This window comes from Pseudidiomarina sp. (assembly GCF_033722695.1).
Classification (GTDB): Bacteria; Pseudomonadota; Gammaproteobacteria; order Enterobacterales; family Alteromonadaceae; genus Pseudidiomarina.
Map to the genome: position 1 here is coordinate 36,285 of NZ_JAWVYM010000010.1, position 18,819 is coordinate 55,103.

Genomic DNA, 18,819 nt, shown 5'->3' on the forward strand with positions numbered 1-18,819 from the left:
TTGTTCAGGACTCGACGGCAACCGCAATGCGTTCCTGCATATACTCTGGCGTGAAGTTGAAGTACACGCCAGTGCCACCTTCCGGTCGCCGGATGATCTGTAGCTCACCGCCCAGATGGCGGGACCGTTCAAGCATAATTGCCAGGCCGTAGTGATTTAATTTCTCGGCGCTGTCAGGAATACCAATTCCGTTATCTTCAACTGCCAGTCCAATCCCCGTCTCCTGGTCTTGCCGCAACCGGACCACGACTTCATCGCCCTGGCTATGGTGAATAGCGTTCTGGCAGGCTTCACGGATGATCTGCAGCAGGTGAATCTCTTCATGGGGCGCCAGTGGCGCGTTCGCCAGTTGAAAGTCCAGCCGCACATTCATTCTGGACTGCTCGGAGAACTGTTTCACTGTGGTTTGTAAGGCCTGCAGCAGTCCGGCGCCATCGACTTTCAGGCGGAAGGTGGTTAACAATTCACGCAGTTGTCGGTAGGCGGCATTGAGACCTTCACGTAATTCGCCCGACACATCATCGATAATCGCCCGATCGTTTTGGGCGATGCCTTTATCCAATCGGGTGACCTGAATTTTCAGATAAGACAGCGCCTGGGCCAGTGAATCGTGCAGCTCGCGGGCGATAACTGTACGTTCCTGAATGAGGGCCAGTCGGCGTACCTGCGCTTCTTCCTGTTTCAGGCTCAGCGCCACGGCCAGCTGGTCGGTCACTGACTGCAGTAGTTGCAGCTGCCAGTCGTCGAGTCGCTCTTTTGCGGGCTGCCGAGCGACCAGCACGCCGTAATAACGTTGGTCGCGCTCCAGCGGGAAGCGATAAACGCGAATGCCTTCAATAACACTGACACCGCCACCGGCACTTACGCACTGAGAACAGTCGGCTCCGACGCAGGGGTCGTCCGGGGCATCCTGAGGCTGCACCTGCATATACGGCTTATCGCCGGTTTCAGTAATCAGGCAGAGTTCAAGATCGTCAATGTGAGATGCTTTTTTCAGGCCTTCCACGATTTCTGTAAAATCGCTGTAGCCAGGGGAGTGTTCGATTATTGCGCGCGCTGTGTCATACAAAAACTGCAGGCGCTGATTACTCTGTTGAATAGCTTTGGTTTGCTCATCGACCCGTTTTTCCAGATTGCCATACATGTAGGCAATGGCATCACTCATCTTATTCAGGGTATTCGCCAGCACGCCCAGTTCGTCAGACATCGGGTGATTCACGCGTGAGGTGAAATCGCCCTGCGCCACCCGGCGGGCTGCCTGCGTCAGAATGGTTAGCGGCTGGCGGACGCGGGTTTTCAGCCAGAAGAAAATAACCAGGGCCAGGCCAATGGTGGAAAACAGCGACAGCACCTGAATCAGCCGGATGGCCCGGATGCGGCGCTCTGCTTCCTGCTGCAGGCCATTCACCAGATCATTGATTTGTGCTATTTGCGGTTGCAGATAAAGCTCAAGATCGTCCGCGCTAATCTTGCCTGCTGCCAGTTCCTGCTCAAATTGCAGCCAGCTCTGGCGGGCTTCCCGAAACTGTTCGGCAAGTTCGGAATCATCCTGCGTAAAGCGGTTGAAGACGAAATGCGACCAGCGCTCATCAAGAGTGGTTGCCACCTCGGCGGCCGCCGCAGTATCAGGTTGATGAAGCTGGAACCAGCTGTAGCGATAGCTTTGCATGCGCAATGATCCCGCCACGTTGATGGCCATCGCGTCCTGGTCGGCTTTTTCGGACAGCCAGTAGGACGCCAGCAGCGTACCTATGGTGAGCGCGACCATACAGCCCAGGGCCACACCAATTCGGGTAACAATTGAAACTTGCCGCATAATAGCTTTACATCTTCTGCAGAGATTAAAAAACAACCTATACATAGTTTAACTGCAAATCTATCCCTTCGCACTAAGGATTAGAGTAATACGGGCTACCTCTTTTGTACTCATCCGGCAGAATCCTACTACCCCCATTTTTGCGATTATAGATAAAACAAAGAGTTAGCCCCGAAAGAGCCTACCTATTTGTAGGTAAATTACTGTATTACTTATAGTTTTTAGCCTTTTGGGGGCATAGCTTTATGCTGGAGACTTGTTCAGAATTAGCCCTGTATCGACATAGACCAGGAGTTTGAGGATGAGTCACCTACTCGACAAATTACGGTTTTTCAAAATCCGTAAAGAATCATTTGCTGATGGCCATGGCATGACCACTGACCAGGATCGTGCCTGGGAAAAAGGGTATCGCCAGCGCTGGCAGCATGACAAAGTTGTGCGCTCCACGCACGGCGTGAACTGTACCGGCTCTTGTAGCTGGAAAATTTACGTGAAAGATGGTCTGGTGACCTGGGAGACTCAGCAAACTGACTATCCCCGCACCCGCCCGGATTTGCCAAACCATGAACCACGTGGCTGCCCCCGTGGTGCGAGCTATTCCTGGTACATCTACAGTGCCAACCGGCTGAAGTATCCGAAGATGCGTCAGCAGCTGATGAAGCTGTGGCGTGAAGCCAAAGAGCAGCATCCTGATCCGGTGGATGCCTGGGAATCTATCGTCAGTGATCCGGTAAAAGCTAAGAGCTACAAAGAGCGTCGCGGCCTGGGCGGCTTCGTGCGCGCCAGCTGGGAAGAAGTGAACGAGCTGATCGCCGCATCAAACGTATACACCGCTAAAACCTATGGCCCGGACCGGATCAACGGCTTCTCGCCCATCCCGGCGATGTCGATGGTTTCCTATGCAGCAGGCTCACGCTACCTGTCGCTGATCGGTGGTAACTGTCTGAGCTTCTATGACTGGTACTGTGACCTGCCTCCGTCATCGCCACAAGTATGGGGCGAGCAGACCGACGTGCCGGAATCAGCTGACTGGTACAACTCGAACTACATTATTGTCTGGGGCTCGAACGTGCCGCAGACCCGTACGCCTGATGCGCACTTCCTGACAGAAGTTCGCTACAAAGGCACCAAAACCTGCGTTATCACCTCGGATTATTCCGAAGCATCGAAATTTGGTGACACCTGGTTGTCGCCTCGCCAGGGTACTGACTCGGCGTTAGCCATGGCGTTTGGCCACGTGATCCTGAAAGAGTTCTACGTGAATAAGCCAAGCAGCTACTTTAACGACTACGTGCGTCGCTACACCGACATGCCGATGCTGGTCATGCTGGAACCGGGCGAGAACGTATTGAATCAGGGCCGCTTCCTGCGTGCCGCTGACCTGGTCGACAATCTGGGTGAAGACAATAATCCAGACTGGAAAACCATTGCCATCAATGAAGAAGACCAGCGCCTGACCAGCCCGAATGGTGCTATCGGTTACCGCTGGGGTCAGAAAGGTAAATGGAACCTGGAGTCAAAAGACAGCAAAGGTGATCTGAACCTGGCGCTGACCCTAAAAGACAACCACGATGAAATCGTCGAAGTTGGCTTCCCGTATTTCGGCTCTGCGCCGCATGAGTATGAGTACTTCCAGCATACTCATCACGATGAAGTGCAGGTTCGTAAGATACCGGCCAAGCGCATCGAACTGGCTAACGGCGAAACCGCGTTAGTTGCCACTGTGTTCGACTTAATGCTGGCGCAGTACGGTGTTGATAACGGTATCAACGATGAAAACCGTGCCCAGAGCTATGATGACAACGTGCCTTACACCCCGGCCTGGCAGGAACATATCACTGGCGTTAAACCAGCTGACGTGATTCGTGTCGCGACCGAATTCGGCCGTAATGCCGACAAGACCAAAGGTCGCTCAATGATTATCGTTGGTGCCTCGATTAACCACTGGTACCACATGGATATGAGCTACCGTGGTCTGATCAACATGCTGATGATGTGTGGCTGTATCGGTCAGAGCGGTGGTGGCTGGGCTCACTATGTTGGCCAGGAAAAACTGCGTCCGCAAACCGGCTGGCAACCGCTGGCATTTGGTCTGGACTGGCAGCGTCCGCCACGCCAGATGAACGGTACCTCGTTTTTCTATAACCACTCCAGCCAGTGGCGTTACGAAAAGCTGGAAATGAGCGAAGTGGTATCGCCGCTGGCGAATAAAAACAAGTGGCAGAGCTCTATTATCGACTACAACACCCGCGCTGAGCGCATGGGTTGGCTGCCGTCTGCGCCGCAATTGGGCGTAAACCCGCTGACCATCGCCGACAAAGCCAAAGCAGCTGGTAAAGACGTTAAAGACTACCTGGTTGAGCAGCTGAAAAGCGGCGATGTGAAGTTCGCCTGTACCCAGCCCGATAGCCCGCAGAACTTTCCACGCAACATGTTTGTGTGGCGTTCTAACCTGCTGGGCTCGTCAGGTAAAGGTCATGAATACATGCTCAAGCACTTCCTGGGCACCACCCACAAAACCTTTGGTGACAACCTGGGCGAAATGGGCGGCAAGCTACCGGAAGACGTTGAATGGGTAGAGAAAGGCGCGGAAGGTAAAGTCGACTTGTGGGTAACCCTGGACTTCCGCATGTCAACAACCTGTCTGTATTCAGACATCGTGCTGCCGACCGCGACCTGGTACGAAAAAGACGACATGAATACCTCGGATATGCATCCGTTTATTCACCCGCTGACAGCGGCTGTGGACCCGGTCTGGGAAGCGCGCAGTGACTGGGAAATCTTTAAAGGCATCGCGAAGGAATTCTCGAAAGTCTGTAACGGTCACCTGGGCGTTGAGCAGGATGTGGTAACCACCCCGATTATGCACGACTCGGCCGGCGAAATGGCCCAGCCATACGGCGTAAAAGCCTGGTGGAAAGGCGAGTGTGAGGCCATTCCGGGTGTCACCATGCCAAATATCAGCGTAGTGGAGCGGGACTACCCGAATACCTATAACCGCTTTACCTCACTTGGGCCGTTAATGGATAAGCTGGGTAACGGTGGTAAGGGCATCAACTGGAATACACAGGATGAAGTCGATTTCCTCGGCAAGCTGAACCGTGTGCACTATGAGGAAGGCATCAACAAAGGCCGGCCGATTATCGACAGCGCTATTGACGCCTGCGAAGTCATCCTGTCACTGGCGCCGGAAACCAACGGTCACGTGGCGGTGAAAGCCTGGGCCGCGCTGGGAGAGCAAACCGGACGGGATCACACCCATCTGGCTAAGCCGAAAGAAGAAGAGAAGATCCGCTTCCGCGACATCGTGGCGCAACCACGCAAGATCATTTCGTCGCCAACCTGGTCAGGTCTGGAAGATGAACATGTGTCGTACAACGCGGGTTATACCAACGTTCACGAGCTGATTCCGTGGCGGACCATTACCGGCCGGCAGCAGTTCTATCAGGATCACGAATGGATGCGCGATTTCGGTGAAACCTTATGTGCCTATAAGCCACCGATTAACCTGAAAACCGTGCAACCGGTGCTGAACAAGAAGCCAAATGGCAATAAAGAAATCGTGCTGAACTGGATCACCCCGCACCAGAAATGGGGTATCCACAGCACCTATTCAGAAAACCTGATCATGCTGACGCTGTCACGTGGTGGTCCGATTGTCTGGATGAGTGAAATCGATGCCAAAGCAGCGGGAATTGAAGATAACGACTGGATTGAAATCTTCAACGTGAATGGTGCAATCAGCGCACGGGCAGTGGTTTCGCAGCGGGTACCGGAAGGCATGAGCATGATGTATCACGCTCAGGAACGCTTAGTGAACATCCCGGGCTCGGAACTGACCGGCACCCGCGGCGGTATCCACAACTCAGTAACGCGGGCGGTCATGAAGCCGACGCACATGATTGGTGGTTACGCGCAACAAGCCTATGGCTTTAACTATTACGGCACAGTGGGCTGCAACCGCGATGAGTTCGTGGTTATCCGGAAAATGGATAAAGTCGACTGGCTGGACACTGAATAACGTTGGAGTGAGGACAATACGATGAAAGTAAGAGCTCAAATTGGCATGGTGCTGAATTTGGACAAGTGTATTGGTTGTCATACCTGCTCCATCACTTGTAAAAATGTCTGGACCTCACGCGAAGGCGTGGAGTACGCATGGTTCAACAACGTTGAAACCAAACCCGGTATCGGCTTCCCGAAAGAATGGGAAAACCAGGACAAGTGGAACGGCGGCTGGGTGCGCAACAAAAAAGGCAAACTGGAACTGAAAATCGGTACCAAACGGCGGGTTTTGGCGAATATTTTCGCCAACCCGGATCTGCCGGAAATCGATGATTATTATGAGCCGTTTGACTTTGACTATCAGCATCTGCACACGGCAAAAGATACCAAGCATCAGCCGATTGCGCGGCCACGCTCACTGATCACCGGTCAGCGGATGGAAAAAATCGAGTGGGGCCCGAACTGGGAAGAAATCCTCGGTACCGAGTTTGCCAAGCGGAAGAAAGACAAAAACTTCGATGAAGTGGTACAGAAAGACATCTACGGTCAGTTTGAAAAGACCTTCATGATGTATCTGCCGCGGCTTTGTGAACACTGTCTGAACCCGGCGTGTGTGGCAGCCTGCCCGTCTGGCGCTATCTACAAGCGTGAAGAAGACGGCATCGTGCTGATTGACCAGGACAAGTGTCGTGGCTGGCGGATGTGTGTATCGGGCTGCCCGTACAAGAAAATCTACTACAACTGGAAAACCGGTAAATCCGAGAAGTGTACGTTCTGCTATCCGCGCATCGAAGCGGGCCAGCCGACCACCTGCTCGGAAACCTGTGTGGGCCGGATCCGCTACCTCGGCGTGCTGCTCTATGATGCCGACCGCATTGAAGAAGCAGCCAATACCCCAAATGAGCAGGATCTGTATCAGGCGCAGCTGGATATCTTCCTGGATCCCCATGATCCAAAAGTGCAGGCAGCTGCCCGCGCTGAAGGCATTGCTGAGAATTGGATTCAGGCAGCCCAGCGTTCCCCGGTTTACATGATGGCGATGGACTGGAAAGTCGCGCTGCCACTGCACCCGGAATACCGCACCTTGCCGATGGTCTGGTACGTACCGCCACTGTCTCCGATTCAGAGCGCAGTCGAAGCCGGCCACGTGGGCATGAACGGCGAAATCCCGGATCTGAAATCGCTGCGGATACCACTGCGTTATCTGGCTAACATGCTGACCGCTGGTGATGAAGCGCCTATCGTACGGGCGCTGGAGCGCATGATTGCGATGCGCGCCTACAAGCGGTCGGAATACGTAGACGGCGTCGAAGATCTGGATGTACTGAACCAGGTTGGACTGACCAAGCCACAGGTAGAAGAAATGTACCGCTACATGGCTTTGGCCAACTACGAAGACCGCTTCGTGATTCCAACCAGCCATCGTGCTTACGCCGAAAACGCCTACGACCTGAAAGGCAGCTGCGGCTTTAGTTTCGGTAACGGCTGTAGCGATGGCAATAACAAGGTCAATCTGTTTGGCGCGCGCAGCGGCGGCGTCCGCCAGGTCATCCCGGTGACCATGAAGGAGTAATACCATGCAAGTTTTACAAGTGATATCGCTGTTACTGGATTACCCGCAAAGCGGGTTAGCTGAAGCCCGGGATGATCTGCATGAGATCATCCAGGCCTCACCACTAACGGATACGAACAAGGCGCAGCTAAGCGCATTTCTGGATCGCCGGACCACCGGCGATCTGATGGACTGGCAGTCGGAATATGACGGCCTGTTCGAACGGGGGCGGTCGCTGTCGCTGCTGTTATTTGAACACGTGCACGGCGAATCAAGAGATCGTGGACAGGCGATGGTTGATCTGATGAATCAGTACCATGAAGCGGGCCTGGATATCGGGATCCGTGAACTACCGGATTACATTCCGTTATATCTGGAGTTTCTGTCTACCCAGGGTGACGAAAACGCCCGCGCCGGGCTGGCAGAAGTGGCCCATATTCTGGCGGTGTTAGCCTGCCGGCTGGAAAACCGCAAGAGCGACTACGCCGCCATGGCCCATGCGCTGCTGGACCTGTCTGGCGTCGAAATCGACCTGAATGACGTGCGTCAGCAGGTGGTAAAAGAAGAGCGCGATGACACCCCCAAAGCGCTGGATAAAGTCTGGGAAGAAGAAGTTGTGACCTTTACCGGCGCCGATTCCAATGCCGGTTGCCCGACGGCGCAGAACCGTCCTTCGGAGCAGCAGCGCCGCGACCAGTTTATTCCGCTGAATACGGATGATTTAAGTAAGCCAGCCAAACCGGTTGGGATCTGAGGAGATAAGTCATGAACAGTTTAAATATGTTGGCTTTTGGGATCTATCCTTACATAGCCCTGACGGTATTTTTAGTCGGCTCCTGGATCCGCTATGACCGCGAGCAGTTCACCTGGAAAGCGGCCTCCAGCCAGATTTTGGAGAAGAAGCAGTTGCGCCGCGGTAGTATCGCCTTCCATATCGGTATTATCGCGATCTTCTTCGGTCATTTCTTTGGCCTGCTGATGCCGGGTGAGTTGTGGTATGCGCTGGGTATCACCACCCAGACAAAACAGCTGGTGGCGATGGGAGCCGGTGGCTTCTTCGGCATAATCTGCTTTTACGGTCTGACCATTCTGATCAAACGGCGATTGTTTAACCCGCGGATCCGCGCCACTAGCAACCCCATGGATATCGTTATCCTGCTGCTGATTTATGTGCAGCTGATTCTGGGGCTGGTATCGATTTATGTGTCTATGGGCCACCTCGATGGTTCCGAGATGCTCAAGTTGATGGCCTGGGCACAGAACACCCTGCTTCTGAATGGCGATCAGGCTGCGGCGGCGATGGAAAGCGTGCACTGGATCTTCAAACTGCATGTGTTCCTGGGTATGACCTTGTTCCTGGTATTCCCCTTTACTCGTCTGGTGCATATGTTCAGCGTACCCATGCAGTATCTGACCCGCAAGCATCAGATTGTTCGCAAGCGTTTCGCACGCTAAGCGACAGGAGGAGATTATGATTAACGTGAACCAGGTGACTATTGCCGAGCCAGCGATCATGGCAGAGGTGCAATACCACCCGTCCGATTCGAAAGAGCAGGCGATGCAGCGTGCCGCCGAATCACTGATTATCGGAGAATTGCTGCGGCAGCGCGCCGCAGCACTGAACCTGACTGTGGGTGATGAAAGCGAGCAGGCCAGCGACCAGGACTTTCTGGATGCACTGATTGAGCGTGAAGTCAGCGTGCCTGAGGCCGATGAAGAAGCCTGCGCAACCTACTTTCAGCAGAATCCGGATCGCTTTACCACCTCGCCACTGCTGGAAGTACGGCATATTTTGCTGGCTGCCGCACCGGACGATGAGCTGGACCGGGTGAACGCCAAAACTATGGCCGAGCAGATTATCAAGCAGTTGCAGGAAGGCGGAAACTTCACCCGCCTGGCCAAAGGCCACTCCGCCTGTCCGTCCAGCGCCACCCAGGGCAGCCTGGGGCAGATCAGTAAAGGCCAGACGGTACCGGAATTTGAACGCCGGGTATTTACCGCCAGCGAAGGCTTATTGCCGCACCCGGTCGAAACCCGTTATGGTTTCCATGTGGTTGCTGTGGATCGGAAAATTGAAGGCCAGCCGCTTCCTTATGAAGCGGTCAAAGGGAAGATTGCTGAGTATCTTAGCGAAAAAGTTCACCGTAAAGCCATGGCGCAGTATATCCATACCCTGATTCAGGACGCGGATATCGAAGGCTATGACTTCTCGGTATCGGATTCACCGCTGCTTCAGTAATTGTTCTGGTAGTCAGAATTCACGACGGGCTCGTTCAGAGCCCGTCTTTGATCAGGTTATTACGCTGCAGCACTTTATGGGTACGGCGCGCCAGCTTTTCGACAAATGCCAGATCAGCAAAGGTCGGCGTTACCCGCAGGTTGTTCAGGTCCACTTCCCACTGACTGATTTCAGTATCCAGCATTTCCAGCATTTTCTTTGAGCAGCCGCGGCAAATGCCCTGACACATATCGGCTTCTTTCAGGCCAAAGGGGATGTGCGCACGGATCGTTTCGATAAGCTGCCGCATGGCCATTTCAGTTGAGGGTTTGCGGGCGCGGCTGAGGCCATCGGATGTGGCCGGAACATGTACCTCTGTCACCATAAAACGACTCCTTAGCTACCCCCTTTTTTACCGGTTTATAATTATATAACCCACTGATATAGATGAATATACACCCTTGGGTATAACCCTTTATTGCCGCCCGGCGTAGGCAATTAACAGATATGATAGAGGCAGTTCTGGTAACCACTTTAAGGAAAGCCCTATGTCTGTCTTTAAGCCCCTTTATATAGCCCTTGTTGTCGCTGGTTCGGCAGTCGCAATGCCGGTCAGCGCCGACATCATCAGCACCGATGAGATTAAACTCGATGTTTCGTTCCGTTATCGCCTGGAACAGGTGAATACCGATGCGCCTGTGCAGGATGCGCTAGCCTCTACTCTGCGTTCGCGGATCAAACTGACGACGGCGAGTTTTAACGGCTTCTCGGTGCTGACTGAAATTGATAATGTCAGCTATATCGGCGGTGATAGTTTTAATAATACGGTGAATGGCAAAACAGGCTACGCCGTGATCGCTGATCCCGATGGCACCGATATCAACCAGGTGGCGCTGCGCTATCAGCATGATAAGGCCGGTAGCTTTACCCTCGGGCGGCAGCAAATTAACCATCTGAATCAGCGCTTCCTCGGAGGTGTCGGCTGGCGCCAGAATGAGCAAACCTTTGATGGCTATCGCTGGCAGTTTAAGGCCAGTGAGCAGCTCCAACTTGAACTGGCACACCTGGATAACGTGAACCGGATTTTCGGGCCGGATGGCCCCGCTGCTGACCAGCGCGGCGACTTCCGGACACTGCTGGCGCAGTGGCAGGTTGCTAAGGAACACCGGCTGGCGGCGTTTGGTTATGACTTCGATTTCCGTGACTGGAATCCAAGAGACAGTCTGACCATGGGTATCGACTACAGCGGCAGTTTTGCGCTTAATGACGAGCACCGGCTGGCTGTGCATGTGGCTGGGGCCCGGCAAAACGATCGGCACCAGGCAACAATTGATTTTACCCACAACTACCACCGCCTCAGTGCTGGCTGGACCTATCAGGCGGTTACGGTTGAACTGGGCCAGGAACGGTTAGCCGGCGATGGCCAGTTGGCGTTTCAGACACCACTGGCAACACTACATGCCTTCCAGGGTTTCACCGATCTGTTTCTGGTGACTCCGCCGGCAGGGATCCGGGATAACTGGATAAAGCTGAACTATCAGAGTGACTGGGCAAAATTTGCCTTTGGTTACCATGAATTTAGCGCCGATGCCGGGACCAGCGAGTATGGCCAGGAGTTCAACGTGAGTGTCAGTAAAGCCTTAACCAAACAGCTTGCGGGGCTACTGAAAGCTGCGCGTTATGATGCGGATGACTTCGGCAGTGACACCAGTAAGTTGTGGTTCCAGCTGGTCTATACCCTGTAATTTAGTTGATCTCGATCAAGGTAATCACCCTCAAAAGGCCTAAGCTAAAACACAATATATAGTTGCTAAAACGAAATCGCACACTAAATATGGGGTTTTATGCTTAGGTCCTCTTCAGTTTCAGACCATCCGTTGCGCTACAGCGCTGAGCAGGTGGTATTTCAGGAAGTTCCGGGTCAGGTGTCACTTGCTTACACCATCACCGGCTGTCCTGTTGGCTGCAAAGGCTGCCACAGCGTCGATAGCTGGCCTGTCGGTAGCGGACAGTCGCTGACACCCGAGTATCTTGCCAGCCGGCTGCAGCAGTACCGGAAGCTTATCTCCTGTGTGTTATTTCTCGGTGGCGAATGGCAGCCGCAGGCACTAATCGAACTGCTTAAGCTAAGTCGTGAGCACGGTTTACATACCTGCCTGTATACCGGCTACGACGACGTTTCGCTTGCCATCCGCCAGCAACTGACTTTTTTAAAGACCGGGCCCTGGGTCGAGGCTCTTGGGGGGCTGACCAGCCCCACTACCAACCAGCGGTTTGTCGACCTGCGGAATCAACAACTGCTGAACAGCAGATTTATCACAGACTAAGAGCAACAAAAAGCGAGGGGATTGCTATGTTACGTTTACAACCAGAACAAATAGACCAGAAAATGGCATTCATTCAGGATTATCTGAGCGCTGCCAACGCCGCCGATGGATCCAAGATGGATGCCAATGCCAATGTAACCCAGAAGAATATCGCCACCCTGGAGTCTGAGCTAATGAAGGACTTCTTCGTGCAGGTGAACCGCAAGCAGGTGAGCACCAAAATAGCCGAACTCTTTGGTGACGAACTCGGCGTTGAGTACATCCGGCAAATCGAAGATCACGAGATCTATGTGCACGATGAAACCAGCCTCAAACCCTATTGTGTGTCGGTGACCATGTATCCGTTTTTGCGTGACGGCCTGACCAAGCTCGGCGGTGAATCGCTGGCGCCGAAACATCTGGAAAGCTTCTGCGGTACTTTTGTTAACTTCGTTTTTGCCGTCAGCTCGCAGTTTGCCGGCGCGGTAGCGACGGTTGAGTTTCTTGCGTACTTCGACTATTTCGCCCGTAAGGATTACGGTGATGATTACCTGCGCACCCACCGCCATCAGATCGAAAACCACCTGCAGCATGTGGTGTATGCACTGAACCAGCCGGCCGCCGCACGTGGCTATCAAAGCGTATTCTGGAACATTTCAGTATACGACCAGCATTACTTCGACAGCATGTTCGGCGACTTCGTTTTTCCGGACTTCAGCCGTGCCAGCTGGAGTTCAGTGAGCCAACTGCAGGAGTTCTTCCTGAATTGGTTTAACGAAGAGCGCAAGAAAACCATCCTGACCTTCCCGGTAGTGACTGTCGCGATGCTGACCGAAGATGGCCAGTGTAAAGATCAGAACTTTGCCCACCAAATTGCCGGCGAGCTGTCCCAGGGCAATTCATTTTTTGTCTACCTCTCAGATAACGCCGATTCATTGGCGTCCTGCTGCCGCCTGCGCAGTGAGATCAGTGACAACACCTTCTCCTACACCCTCGGCGCAGGCGGTGTAGCGACCGGCTCGATTAATGTCATTACCATTAACATGAACCGGCTGGTACAGGATGGCCGTGATCTGGCCACCGAAATCGACAAGATCCAAAAATATCAGGTGGCATATCGCCGGCTGATGGAGAGTTATCTTGAAGCCGGATTGCTGACCGTATATGACGCGGGCTTTATTTCGCTGGACAAGCAGTTCCTGACCATCGGCATTAACGGCATGGTTGAAGCGGCAGAGTCGCAGGGATTGGTGGCCAGCAACAACCCTGACTATATCGAGTTTGTGCAACGTCATCTGAAGGTAATCTACGATGCCAATAAGGCCGCCAAAAAAACCTATGGCTATATGTTTAATACAGAATTCGTACCGGCTGAGAACCTGGGCGTGAAGAACGCCAAGTGGGATCGGGAGGACGGCTACTTTGTGCCGCGCGATTGCTATAACTCGTACTTTTATGTGGTGGAAGACGATCAGCAGACCAATTCACTGGATAAATTTATCCTGCACGGGAGCGAACTGACTAACTACCTGGACGGCGGCTCGGCGCTGCACCTGAATTTAGATGAAAAGCTGACTCAGGATGGCTATCTGTCGATGCTCAATATAGCCGCTCAGACCGGCTGTAGTTACTTTTGCGTTAACGTCAAGATCACCATCTGTAATGCCTGCGAGCATATTGATAAACGCACGCTGGCCAGTTGCCCGGCCTGTGGTTCGGCCGATATTGACTATGGTACCCGGGTGATTGGCTATCTGAAGCGGGTTTCAGCATTCAGTGCTGGCCGCCGCAAGGAGCATCAGGCACGTCATTATCATCGCAAAAAGTCGGATCAGAGCATCGCCGCAGCGACGGCACAGAGTGCGGTGTTACGCCATGCCAGCTAAGGTCTTCCTGCACCAATCTAAAAAAACTACTCACAAAGAGGGAGCCTGGCTCCCTGTTTGTGTGTATGGGGCAAAAATCACCCGTTTGTTATGCTAGGCCCTCTATTTTCCCGGCGGATTTATTGCTCATGAACATTGAAAGCTATAGCGACTTAATTACTGCTGCCGCGCAGCAGCCAGAACCTCAGCGACTGCTCTTTGTATTGGCGCGTGCTGAATTGCCTGATGATGCTACTCAGAGCCAGAAGAGTCGCTTTGCTGAACGCAGCGGTGGTGCTTTGGAACCGGTACTCTGTGTCGATAAACTGCCCGAAGAAGTGCCGGCATTTGAGGTGTTACTGGAAGAGTCAAAGCGCACTGGTGTTGACTGGGACATCGCTTTTATTGCCAGCATGGAAGGCCGCGCTGGGCATCCGCCCAGTTCCGATGAAGCTGAACAACCGCTGACACTGATGGTCAATAAAATTAAAGCCGGCAGCATTGCCGACTTTATCACGATTAATCGCGAAGGCGATTTAATCCAGCTCTTCGCCTGATTCAGACCACTTTGGAGTAGCGCGGCGCTGTGGCCTGATCACTCAGATAGGCATCGAAACAGGCACAGATGCTGCGCACCCAGAGGCGACCTAAAGCGGTGACCTGGATCCGTTTCGTATTGATTTCCACCAGCCCATCTTCGGCAAAGGGGGCTAATTTTTGCTGCGCTGCCGCAAAGTAGTCCCAGAAACCGGCCAACTCCCACTGCTCGCTGAACGCCTGAATATCCAGCTCAAAGTGGCAGATAAGCTGAGAGATTAACGCCGCCCGAAGGCGGTCGTCGGCACTCAGGGCAAACCCCTTTACTACCGGCAGCTCGCCGCGATTTATTGCCTGGTAGTAATCAGGCAGATCCTTGGCGTTTTGCCAGAGTACGCCGTCAATCTGGCTGATCGATGACGCGCCCAGGCCCAGCAGGGCATCCTGTCCGGCGGTGGTGTAACCCTGGAAATTACGTTGCAGACGGCCCTGTTGCTGAGCGATGGCCAGCTCATCTTCGGCTTTGGCGAAGTGATCCATGCCGATGAACTGGTAGCCGGCAGCAGTAAAACGGGTAATCCCCAGTTGCATGAGTTCAAGCTTAAGAGGTGCGTCCGGCAGGCTCGCATCGGGAATTTTCCGTTGTCCGGCGAAGCGCTGGGGTAAGTGGGCATAGCTGAACAAAGATATGCGGTCCGGCGCCAGCTCAATAACCTGCTCAATTGATGACAGGAAGGTTTCGGGGCGCTGATAGGGCAGACCGTAAATAAGATCCAGGTTAATCGAGCCAAAGCCAAGCTCACGGCTTAGCTCCAACTGGTGTTTAATCAGGGCTGTATCCTGCACCCGGTTGATGGCGATTTGCACCTTCTCGTCGAAGTCCTGGATGCCGTAGCTCACCCGGTTGAAGCCAAGCTTGCGTAAATGGCGCAGCTTGTCATCGCTGCAACTGCGCGGATCAATTTCGATACTGAGTTCAGCGTTGGCAACGACTGAGAAGTTGCTGTTAATGAGCGTCATCAGCCGCGATAACTGGGTTTCAGTGAGAAAGGTTGGGGTACCGCCACCAAGATGCACCTGCTCGACCGGACGCGCGCCCAACAGCTGCTGGTACCTCGCCATTTCTTTGGCCAGAGCATCCAGATAGATGTCGGCTTTGTGCTGATGGCGGGTGATCACTTTATTGCAGCCGCAGTAATAACAGAGCTTATGGCAAAACGGCAGATGAATATAAAGGCACAAAGCCTTATCGGTATTAGCCAGGGTTGCGGCCACCTGATTAACCGGAAAGTCATCACGCAGAGCCAGAGCCGTCGGGTACGATGTGTAGCGTGGACCGTTGATATTGTATTTGTCTATTAATGCCTGACTCCAGGTCACTGCGCTCATTTGCCTTTCCCGTAAAACTCGAAACGTTGAGCTGCATTTTACTTGATCAGGATCAGAAAATTGATACTCCTGAAGGGTTAGTTAGTTGACACCGGTCAAGGATTGTTGCGTCAGGATTTGTTCCGCAAGTTGATCCGAAAAGCGATACAGAATGCCCGGCAAACGCTCTTTCAGTTCGATGGTATCGAGCAGGTTTTTTATCTGCAGGCCCAGCTCAGTGTCGCCGACAATAAGGAGCTTGCGGCGGAAAAACAGCGTATCGGGGTCGACTTTATTGGAGATCAGGAGCAGCAGCGCTGGCATCTCGCCGCGCATCGTTACATCAGCGGGTTGCTCATGCATGCTGACCTGAAGTCGCGGCCTGCTGTCATCGCCGGCAACGGAGACATAGAAGCTGAAGTCGAGATCCGTCACCTGCACCCGCACCCAACGGCCCTGCAGGAAAGCAAACTCACCGCGGCGCAGCTCACTGCGCAATATCTGGTTCATGGCAGCACTCATGCTGGCTGCGATTAATGCGTCCGGCGTGCAGCGCAGACATGCTTTTGTCAGCGCGGGTAACTGTTCTACTACTTTTGGAATAACCATTCTTAACCTCAGATTGAAGCCCCTGAATAAAGGTCCAGCCATTATAATAGGGATCTGTTATCTGGGTTCAGGGCACAGGTCAATAAACTCGCTGTTAAGAAGGAATGCAATATGGAACTTCTCTGTCCGGCTGGCAGTATGCCTGCCTTAAAAGCTGCTGTAGAGAATGGCGCCGATGCTGTTTATGTCGGTCTTAAGGATGAAACCAATGCGCGTCACTTCGCCGGCCTGAATCTGGATGAGGCAGGGCTGGCTGAAGCCGCGCGGATGGTTCACCGGCATGGCAAGAAACTGCATGTCGCTATTAATACCTTCGCCCATGCCGATACCTGGGAAACCTGGCGGCGGGCGGTCGACATGGCAGCCCGAGCTGGTGCCGATGTGCTGATTCTCGCCGATCTGGCGGTGCTGGCGTATGCTGCCGAACGCTACCCGAAACTGGAGCTGCATTTGTCGGTACAGGCTTCAGCAACCAATGCCGCCGCCATCGATTTCTACCGGCAGTTCCGGATTCAGCGGGTGGTTCTGCCGCGCGTCCTTTCCATGAATCAGGTGCGGGCCATTGCACGCACCACTGATATCGAGCTGGAGGTTTTTGCTTTTGGCAGCCTCTGTATTATGGCCGAGGGGCGTTGTTATCTGAGCTCTTATATGACCGGCGAGTCGCCAAATACTGCCGGCGCCTGTTCGCCGGCGCGCTTTGTGCGCTGGGACGAAACCGAGGACGGCACTTTAGAATCACGCCTCAATGACATTTTAATTGATCGCTTCGCCCCCGGTGAAACCGCCGGTTATCCGACTCTCTGTAAAGGGCGTTTTGAAGTGGGCGGCGAAACCTATCACGCGCTGGAAGAGCCAACCAGCCTGAATACCCTGAGTCTGTTGCCGGAGCTTTATCGCGAAGGTATCGCCTCGCTGAAAATCGAAGGCCGGCAACGTAGTCCTGCCTACGTGGCACAAATCACCCGGGTCTGGCGCCAGGCCATTGATGCAGTAATGGCGGATCCCGCTGGTTTTAGCGTCGCACAGGACTGGAACCGGGTGCTGGCATCGTTATCAGAAGGCAGTCAGACCACCCTAGGCGCTTATCACCGGAAATGGAAGTAACCACCATGAAGTTTTCTCTGGGAGCAATTCAGTATTTCTGGCCCAAACAAGTGGTCCAGAACTTCTATCGTCAGGCGGCTGAGTCGGACGTTGACATTGTTTATCTGGGTGAGACCGTTTGCAGCAAGCGGCGCGAACTCAAATATGAAGATTATATGGAGCTTGCGCATATGCTGCGCGAGGCGGGCAAACAAGTGTGCCTGTCGACCATGACCTTACTGGAAGCGCCGTCGGAGTTACGAGAGCTCAGGAAATACTGTAACAACGGTGAGTTTCTGGTGGAAGCGAACGATGTTGGTGCCATCAGCCTGTTACAGGAAAATCAGCTACCCTTTATCGCCGGGCCGGCCATCAACTGCTACAACCATCATAGCGTCAGGCGGCTGTTGAACATGGGCATGACGCGCTGGGTGGTGCCGGTTGAACTGTCCCGCGACTGGCTGCAGGATTTGCTCGGCCAGACCTTGATCACTGATGTGCGGGGCTGCTTTGAAACCGAAGTATTCGCGTTTGGCCACATGCCGCTGGCCTGGTCCGGCCGGTGCTTTACGGCGCGCTCAGAAAACCGGCCAAAGGATCAGTGTGAGCTCTGCTGTATTCAGTATCCTGAAGGGCGTACAGTAACCAGTCAGGATGGCCAGCAGGTGTTTGTACTCAACGGCATTCAGACGCAGTCAGGCACCCGCTATAACCTGGTTAACCAGCTGGCCTCGATGCAGGGGCTGGTGGATGTGGTGCGGTTAAGCCCGCAGCTTGAGGGCACTTTCGACTGGCTGCAGAAGTTTCGCCAGAATCAGCATGGCGAAACCCAGGTACCCTTAGCTAAGCTCGATAGTAACGGCTACTGGCTGAACCTGGCTGGGCTGGTTCAGAAATAATTTAAGGAGACAGTTTATGTCAGCAACACGGGTTGCGAAAATCGGCATTGTTACGGTTAGTGACCGTGCCAGTGCTGGCGTTTATGAAGATCTTTCCGGCAAAGCTATCGAAGCCACCCTCAATGATTACCTGGTTTCTGAATGGCAGCCGGTTTACCGGCTGATCCCGGATGAGCAACCGGAAATCGAACTGACGCTGGCATCGCTGGCAGATGATGAAGGCTGCTGTTTGATTGTCACCACCGGTGGCACCGGTCCGGCTAAACGCGATGTAACACCGGAAGCCACCGAAGCGGTTTGTGATCGCATGATGCCGGGCTTTGGTGAGCTGATGCGCTCGGAGTCATTAAAGTATGTACCTACTGCCATTTTATCCCGGCAGACCGCCGGTTTGCGCGGCCAGACGTTAATCATCAATTTGCCGGGCAAGCCAAAGGCGATCCGTCAGTGTCTGGATGCGGTTTTCCCGGCGGTACCTTATTGCATTGACCTGATGGACGGCCCCTATCTTGAGTGTGATGAGAGCGTCGTCAAGCCGTTCCGCCCCAAGCAATAACG

General features: G+C 53.6%; 16 protein-coding genes. 12 read left to right on the top strand and 4 right to left on the bottom strand.

Going from position 1 to position 18,819, the window contains the following annotated elements:
- Positions 1 to 4 precede the first annotated feature (4 nt).
- The gene (locus R3196_RS05585; RefSeq protein WP_318935685.1) at positions 5 to 1,816 is read right to left on the bottom strand and encodes an ATP-binding protein; all 1,812 of its coding nucleotides are present in this window, start codon (positions 1,814 to 1,816) and stop codon (positions 5 to 7) included.
- Between the two features lie 301 nt (positions 1,817 to 2,117).
- Here R3196_RS05585 and R3196_RS05590 point away from each other — a divergent pair, with 301 nt between their 5' ends.
- From R3196_RS05590 to R3196_RS05610, 5 genes are read left to right on the top strand one after another with little or no spacing between them, the layout of a single operon-like run.
- Positions 2,118 to 5,837, top strand: coding sequence for a nitrate reductase subunit alpha (locus R3196_RS05590; RefSeq protein ID WP_318935686.1), 3,720 nt, complete (start codon positions 2,118 to 2,120; stop codon positions 5,835 to 5,837).
- 21 nt (positions 5,838 to 5,858) lie between these two features.
- Entirely contained in the window at positions 5,859 to 7,394 is a 1,536-nt protein-coding gene (gene narH / locus R3196_RS05595; RefSeq protein WP_318935687.1) for a nitrate reductase subunit beta, read from the top strand.
- Between the two features lie 4 nt (positions 7,395 to 7,398).
- Complete coding sequence (gene narJ, locus R3196_RS05600) at positions 7,399 to 8,127, top strand: nitrate reductase molybdenum cofactor assembly chaperone (RefSeq protein ID WP_318935688.1); 729 nt, start codon at positions 7,399 to 7,401, stop codon at positions 8,125 to 8,127.
- An 11-nt stretch (positions 8,128 to 8,138) separates the two neighbouring features.
- Positions 8,139 to 8,828 (top strand): respiratory nitrate reductase subunit gamma, encoded by a 690-nt coding sequence (gene narI, locus R3196_RS05605; protein ID WP_318935689.1) that lies wholly within the window; start codon positions 8,139 to 8,141, stop codon positions 8,826 to 8,828.
- Positions 8,829 to 8,844: 16 nt separating this feature from the next.
- Positions 8,845 to 9,612, top strand: coding sequence for a peptidylprolyl isomerase (locus R3196_RS05610; protein WP_318935690.1), 768 nt, complete (start codon positions 8,845 to 8,847; stop codon positions 9,610 to 9,612).
- A gap of 34 nt (positions 9,613 to 9,646) precedes the next feature.
- Here the strand turns inward: R3196_RS05610 and R3196_RS05615 are convergent, their stop codons facing one another.
- A complete protein-coding gene (locus R3196_RS05615) occupies positions 9,647 to 9,976 on the bottom strand; it encodes a hypothetical protein (protein WP_318935691.1) in 330 nt (109 codons plus the stop codon).
- A gap of 163 nt (positions 9,977 to 10,139) precedes the next feature.
- Here R3196_RS05615 and R3196_RS05620 point away from each other — a divergent pair, with 163 nt between their 5' ends.
- The 4 genes from R3196_RS05620 to R3196_RS05635 all read left to right on the top strand — a co-directional run bounded on the left by R3196_RS05620 (position 10,140) and on the right by R3196_RS05635 (position 14,319).
- Positions 10,140 to 11,336 (top strand): hypothetical protein, encoded by a 1,197-nt coding sequence (locus R3196_RS05620; RefSeq protein ID WP_318935692.1) that lies wholly within the window; start codon positions 10,140 to 10,142, stop codon positions 11,334 to 11,336.
- A gap of 99 nt (positions 11,337 to 11,435) precedes the next feature.
- Positions 11,436 to 11,918, top strand: coding sequence for an anaerobic ribonucleoside-triphosphate reductase activating protein (gene nrdG / locus R3196_RS05625; RefSeq protein ID WP_318935694.1), 483 nt, complete (start codon positions 11,436 to 11,438; stop codon positions 11,916 to 11,918).
- Between the two features lie 26 nt (positions 11,919 to 11,944).
- A complete protein-coding gene (gene nrdD / locus R3196_RS05630) occupies positions 11,945 to 13,783 on the top strand; it encodes an anaerobic ribonucleoside-triphosphate reductase (RefSeq protein ID WP_318935696.1) in 1,839 nt (612 codons plus the stop codon).
- Between the two features lie 128 nt (positions 13,784 to 13,911).
- Positions 13,912 to 14,319, top strand: a complete 408-nt coding sequence (locus tag R3196_RS05635; protein WP_318935697.1) for a ribonucleotide reductase subunit alpha — start codon at positions 13,912 to 13,914, stop codon at positions 14,317 to 14,319.
- A gap of 1 nt (position 14,320) precedes the next feature.
- On the opposite strand, the gene hemN is transcribed toward R3196_RS05635, so the two are convergent.
- Together hemN and ubiT are read right to left on the bottom strand one after the other, a co-directional pair.
- On the bottom strand, positions 14,321 to 15,688 hold the full coding sequence (gene hemN / locus R3196_RS05640) for an oxygen-independent coproporphyrinogen III oxidase (RefSeq protein WP_318935698.1): 1,368 nt from the start codon (positions 15,686 to 15,688) through the stop codon (positions 14,321 to 14,323).
- An 81-nt stretch (positions 15,689 to 15,769) separates the two neighbouring features.
- The gene (gene ubiT / locus R3196_RS05645) at positions 15,770 to 16,276 is read right to left on the bottom strand and encodes a ubiquinone anaerobic biosynthesis accessory factor UbiT (protein ID WP_318935699.1); all 507 of its coding nucleotides are present in this window, start codon (positions 16,274 to 16,276) and stop codon (positions 15,770 to 15,772) included.
- Between the two features lie 111 nt (positions 16,277 to 16,387).
- On the opposite strand from ubiT, the gene ubiU reads away from it, so the two are divergent.
- Genes ubiU through mog form a run of 3 tightly spaced genes read left to right on the top strand, consistent with a single transcriptional unit; the run spans position 16,388 to position 18,817 of the window.
- The gene (gene ubiU, locus R3196_RS05650) at positions 16,388 to 17,383 is read left to right on the top strand and encodes a ubiquinone anaerobic biosynthesis protein UbiU (RefSeq protein ID WP_318935700.1); all 996 of its coding nucleotides are present in this window, start codon (positions 16,388 to 16,390) and stop codon (positions 17,381 to 17,383) included.
- Between the two features lie 5 nt (positions 17,384 to 17,388).
- Positions 17,389 to 18,261: a U32 family peptidase gene (locus tag R3196_RS05655; RefSeq protein WP_318935701.1), complete on the top strand. Its 873-nt coding sequence runs from the start codon at positions 17,389 to 17,391 to the stop codon at positions 18,259 to 18,261.
- A gap of 16 nt (positions 18,262 to 18,277) precedes the next feature.
- Positions 18,278 to 18,817: a molybdopterin adenylyltransferase gene (gene mog, locus R3196_RS05660; protein ID WP_318935703.1), complete on the top strand. Its 540-nt coding sequence runs from the start codon at positions 18,278 to 18,280 to the stop codon at positions 18,815 to 18,817.
- Positions 18,818 to 18,819 lie beyond the last annotated feature (2 nt).

Bases quoted from the DNA above. Each gene is read 5' to 3' on its own strand.
- R3196_RS05585 (WP_318935685.1), bottom strand. From the start codon at position 1,816: ATGCGGCAAGTTTCAATTGTTACCCGAATTGGTGTGGCCCTGGGCTGT.
- R3196_RS05590 (WP_318935686.1), top strand. From the start codon at position 2,118: ATGAGTCACCTACTCGACAAATTACGGTTTTTCAAAATCCGTAAAGAA.
- narH (WP_318935687.1), top strand. From the start codon at position 5,859: ATGAAAGTAAGAGCTCAAATTGGCATGGTGCTGAATTTGGACAAGTGT.
- narJ (WP_318935688.1), top strand. From the start codon at position 7,399: ATGCAAGTTTTACAAGTGATATCGCTGTTACTGGATTACCCGCAAAGC.
- narI (WP_318935689.1), top strand. From the start codon at position 8,139: ATGAACAGTTTAAATATGTTGGCTTTTGGGATCTATCCTTACATAGCC.
- R3196_RS05610 (WP_318935690.1), top strand. From the start codon at position 8,845: ATGATTAACGTGAACCAGGTGACTATTGCCGAGCCAGCGATCATGGCA.
- R3196_RS05615 (WP_318935691.1), bottom strand. From the start codon at position 9,976: ATGGTGACAGAGGTACATGTTCCGGCCACATCCGATGGCCTCAGCCGC.
- R3196_RS05620 (WP_318935692.1), top strand. From the start codon at position 10,140: ATGTCTGTCTTTAAGCCCCTTTATATAGCCCTTGTTGTCGCTGGTTCG.
- nrdG (WP_318935694.1), top strand. From the start codon at position 11,436: ATGCTTAGGTCCTCTTCAGTTTCAGACCATCCGTTGCGCTACAGCGCT.
- nrdD (WP_318935696.1), top strand. From the start codon at position 11,945: ATGTTACGTTTACAACCAGAACAAATAGACCAGAAAATGGCATTCATT.
- R3196_RS05635 (WP_318935697.1), top strand. From the start codon at position 13,912: ATGAACATTGAAAGCTATAGCGACTTAATTACTGCTGCCGCGCAGCAG.
- hemN (WP_318935698.1), bottom strand. From the start codon at position 15,688: ATGAGCGCAGTGACCTGGAGTCAGGCATTAATAGACAAATACAATATC.
- ubiT (WP_318935699.1), bottom strand. From the start codon at position 16,276: ATGGTTATTCCAAAAGTAGTAGAACAGTTACCCGCGCTGACAAAAGCA.
- ubiU (WP_318935700.1), top strand. From the start codon at position 16,388: ATGGAACTTCTCTGTCCGGCTGGCAGTATGCCTGCCTTAAAAGCTGCT.
- R3196_RS05655 (WP_318935701.1), top strand. From the start codon at position 17,389: ATGAAGTTTTCTCTGGGAGCAATTCAGTATTTCTGGCCCAAACAAGTG.
- mog (WP_318935703.1), top strand. From the start codon at position 18,278: ATGTCAGCAACACGGGTTGCGAAAATCGGCATTGTTACGGTTAGTGAC.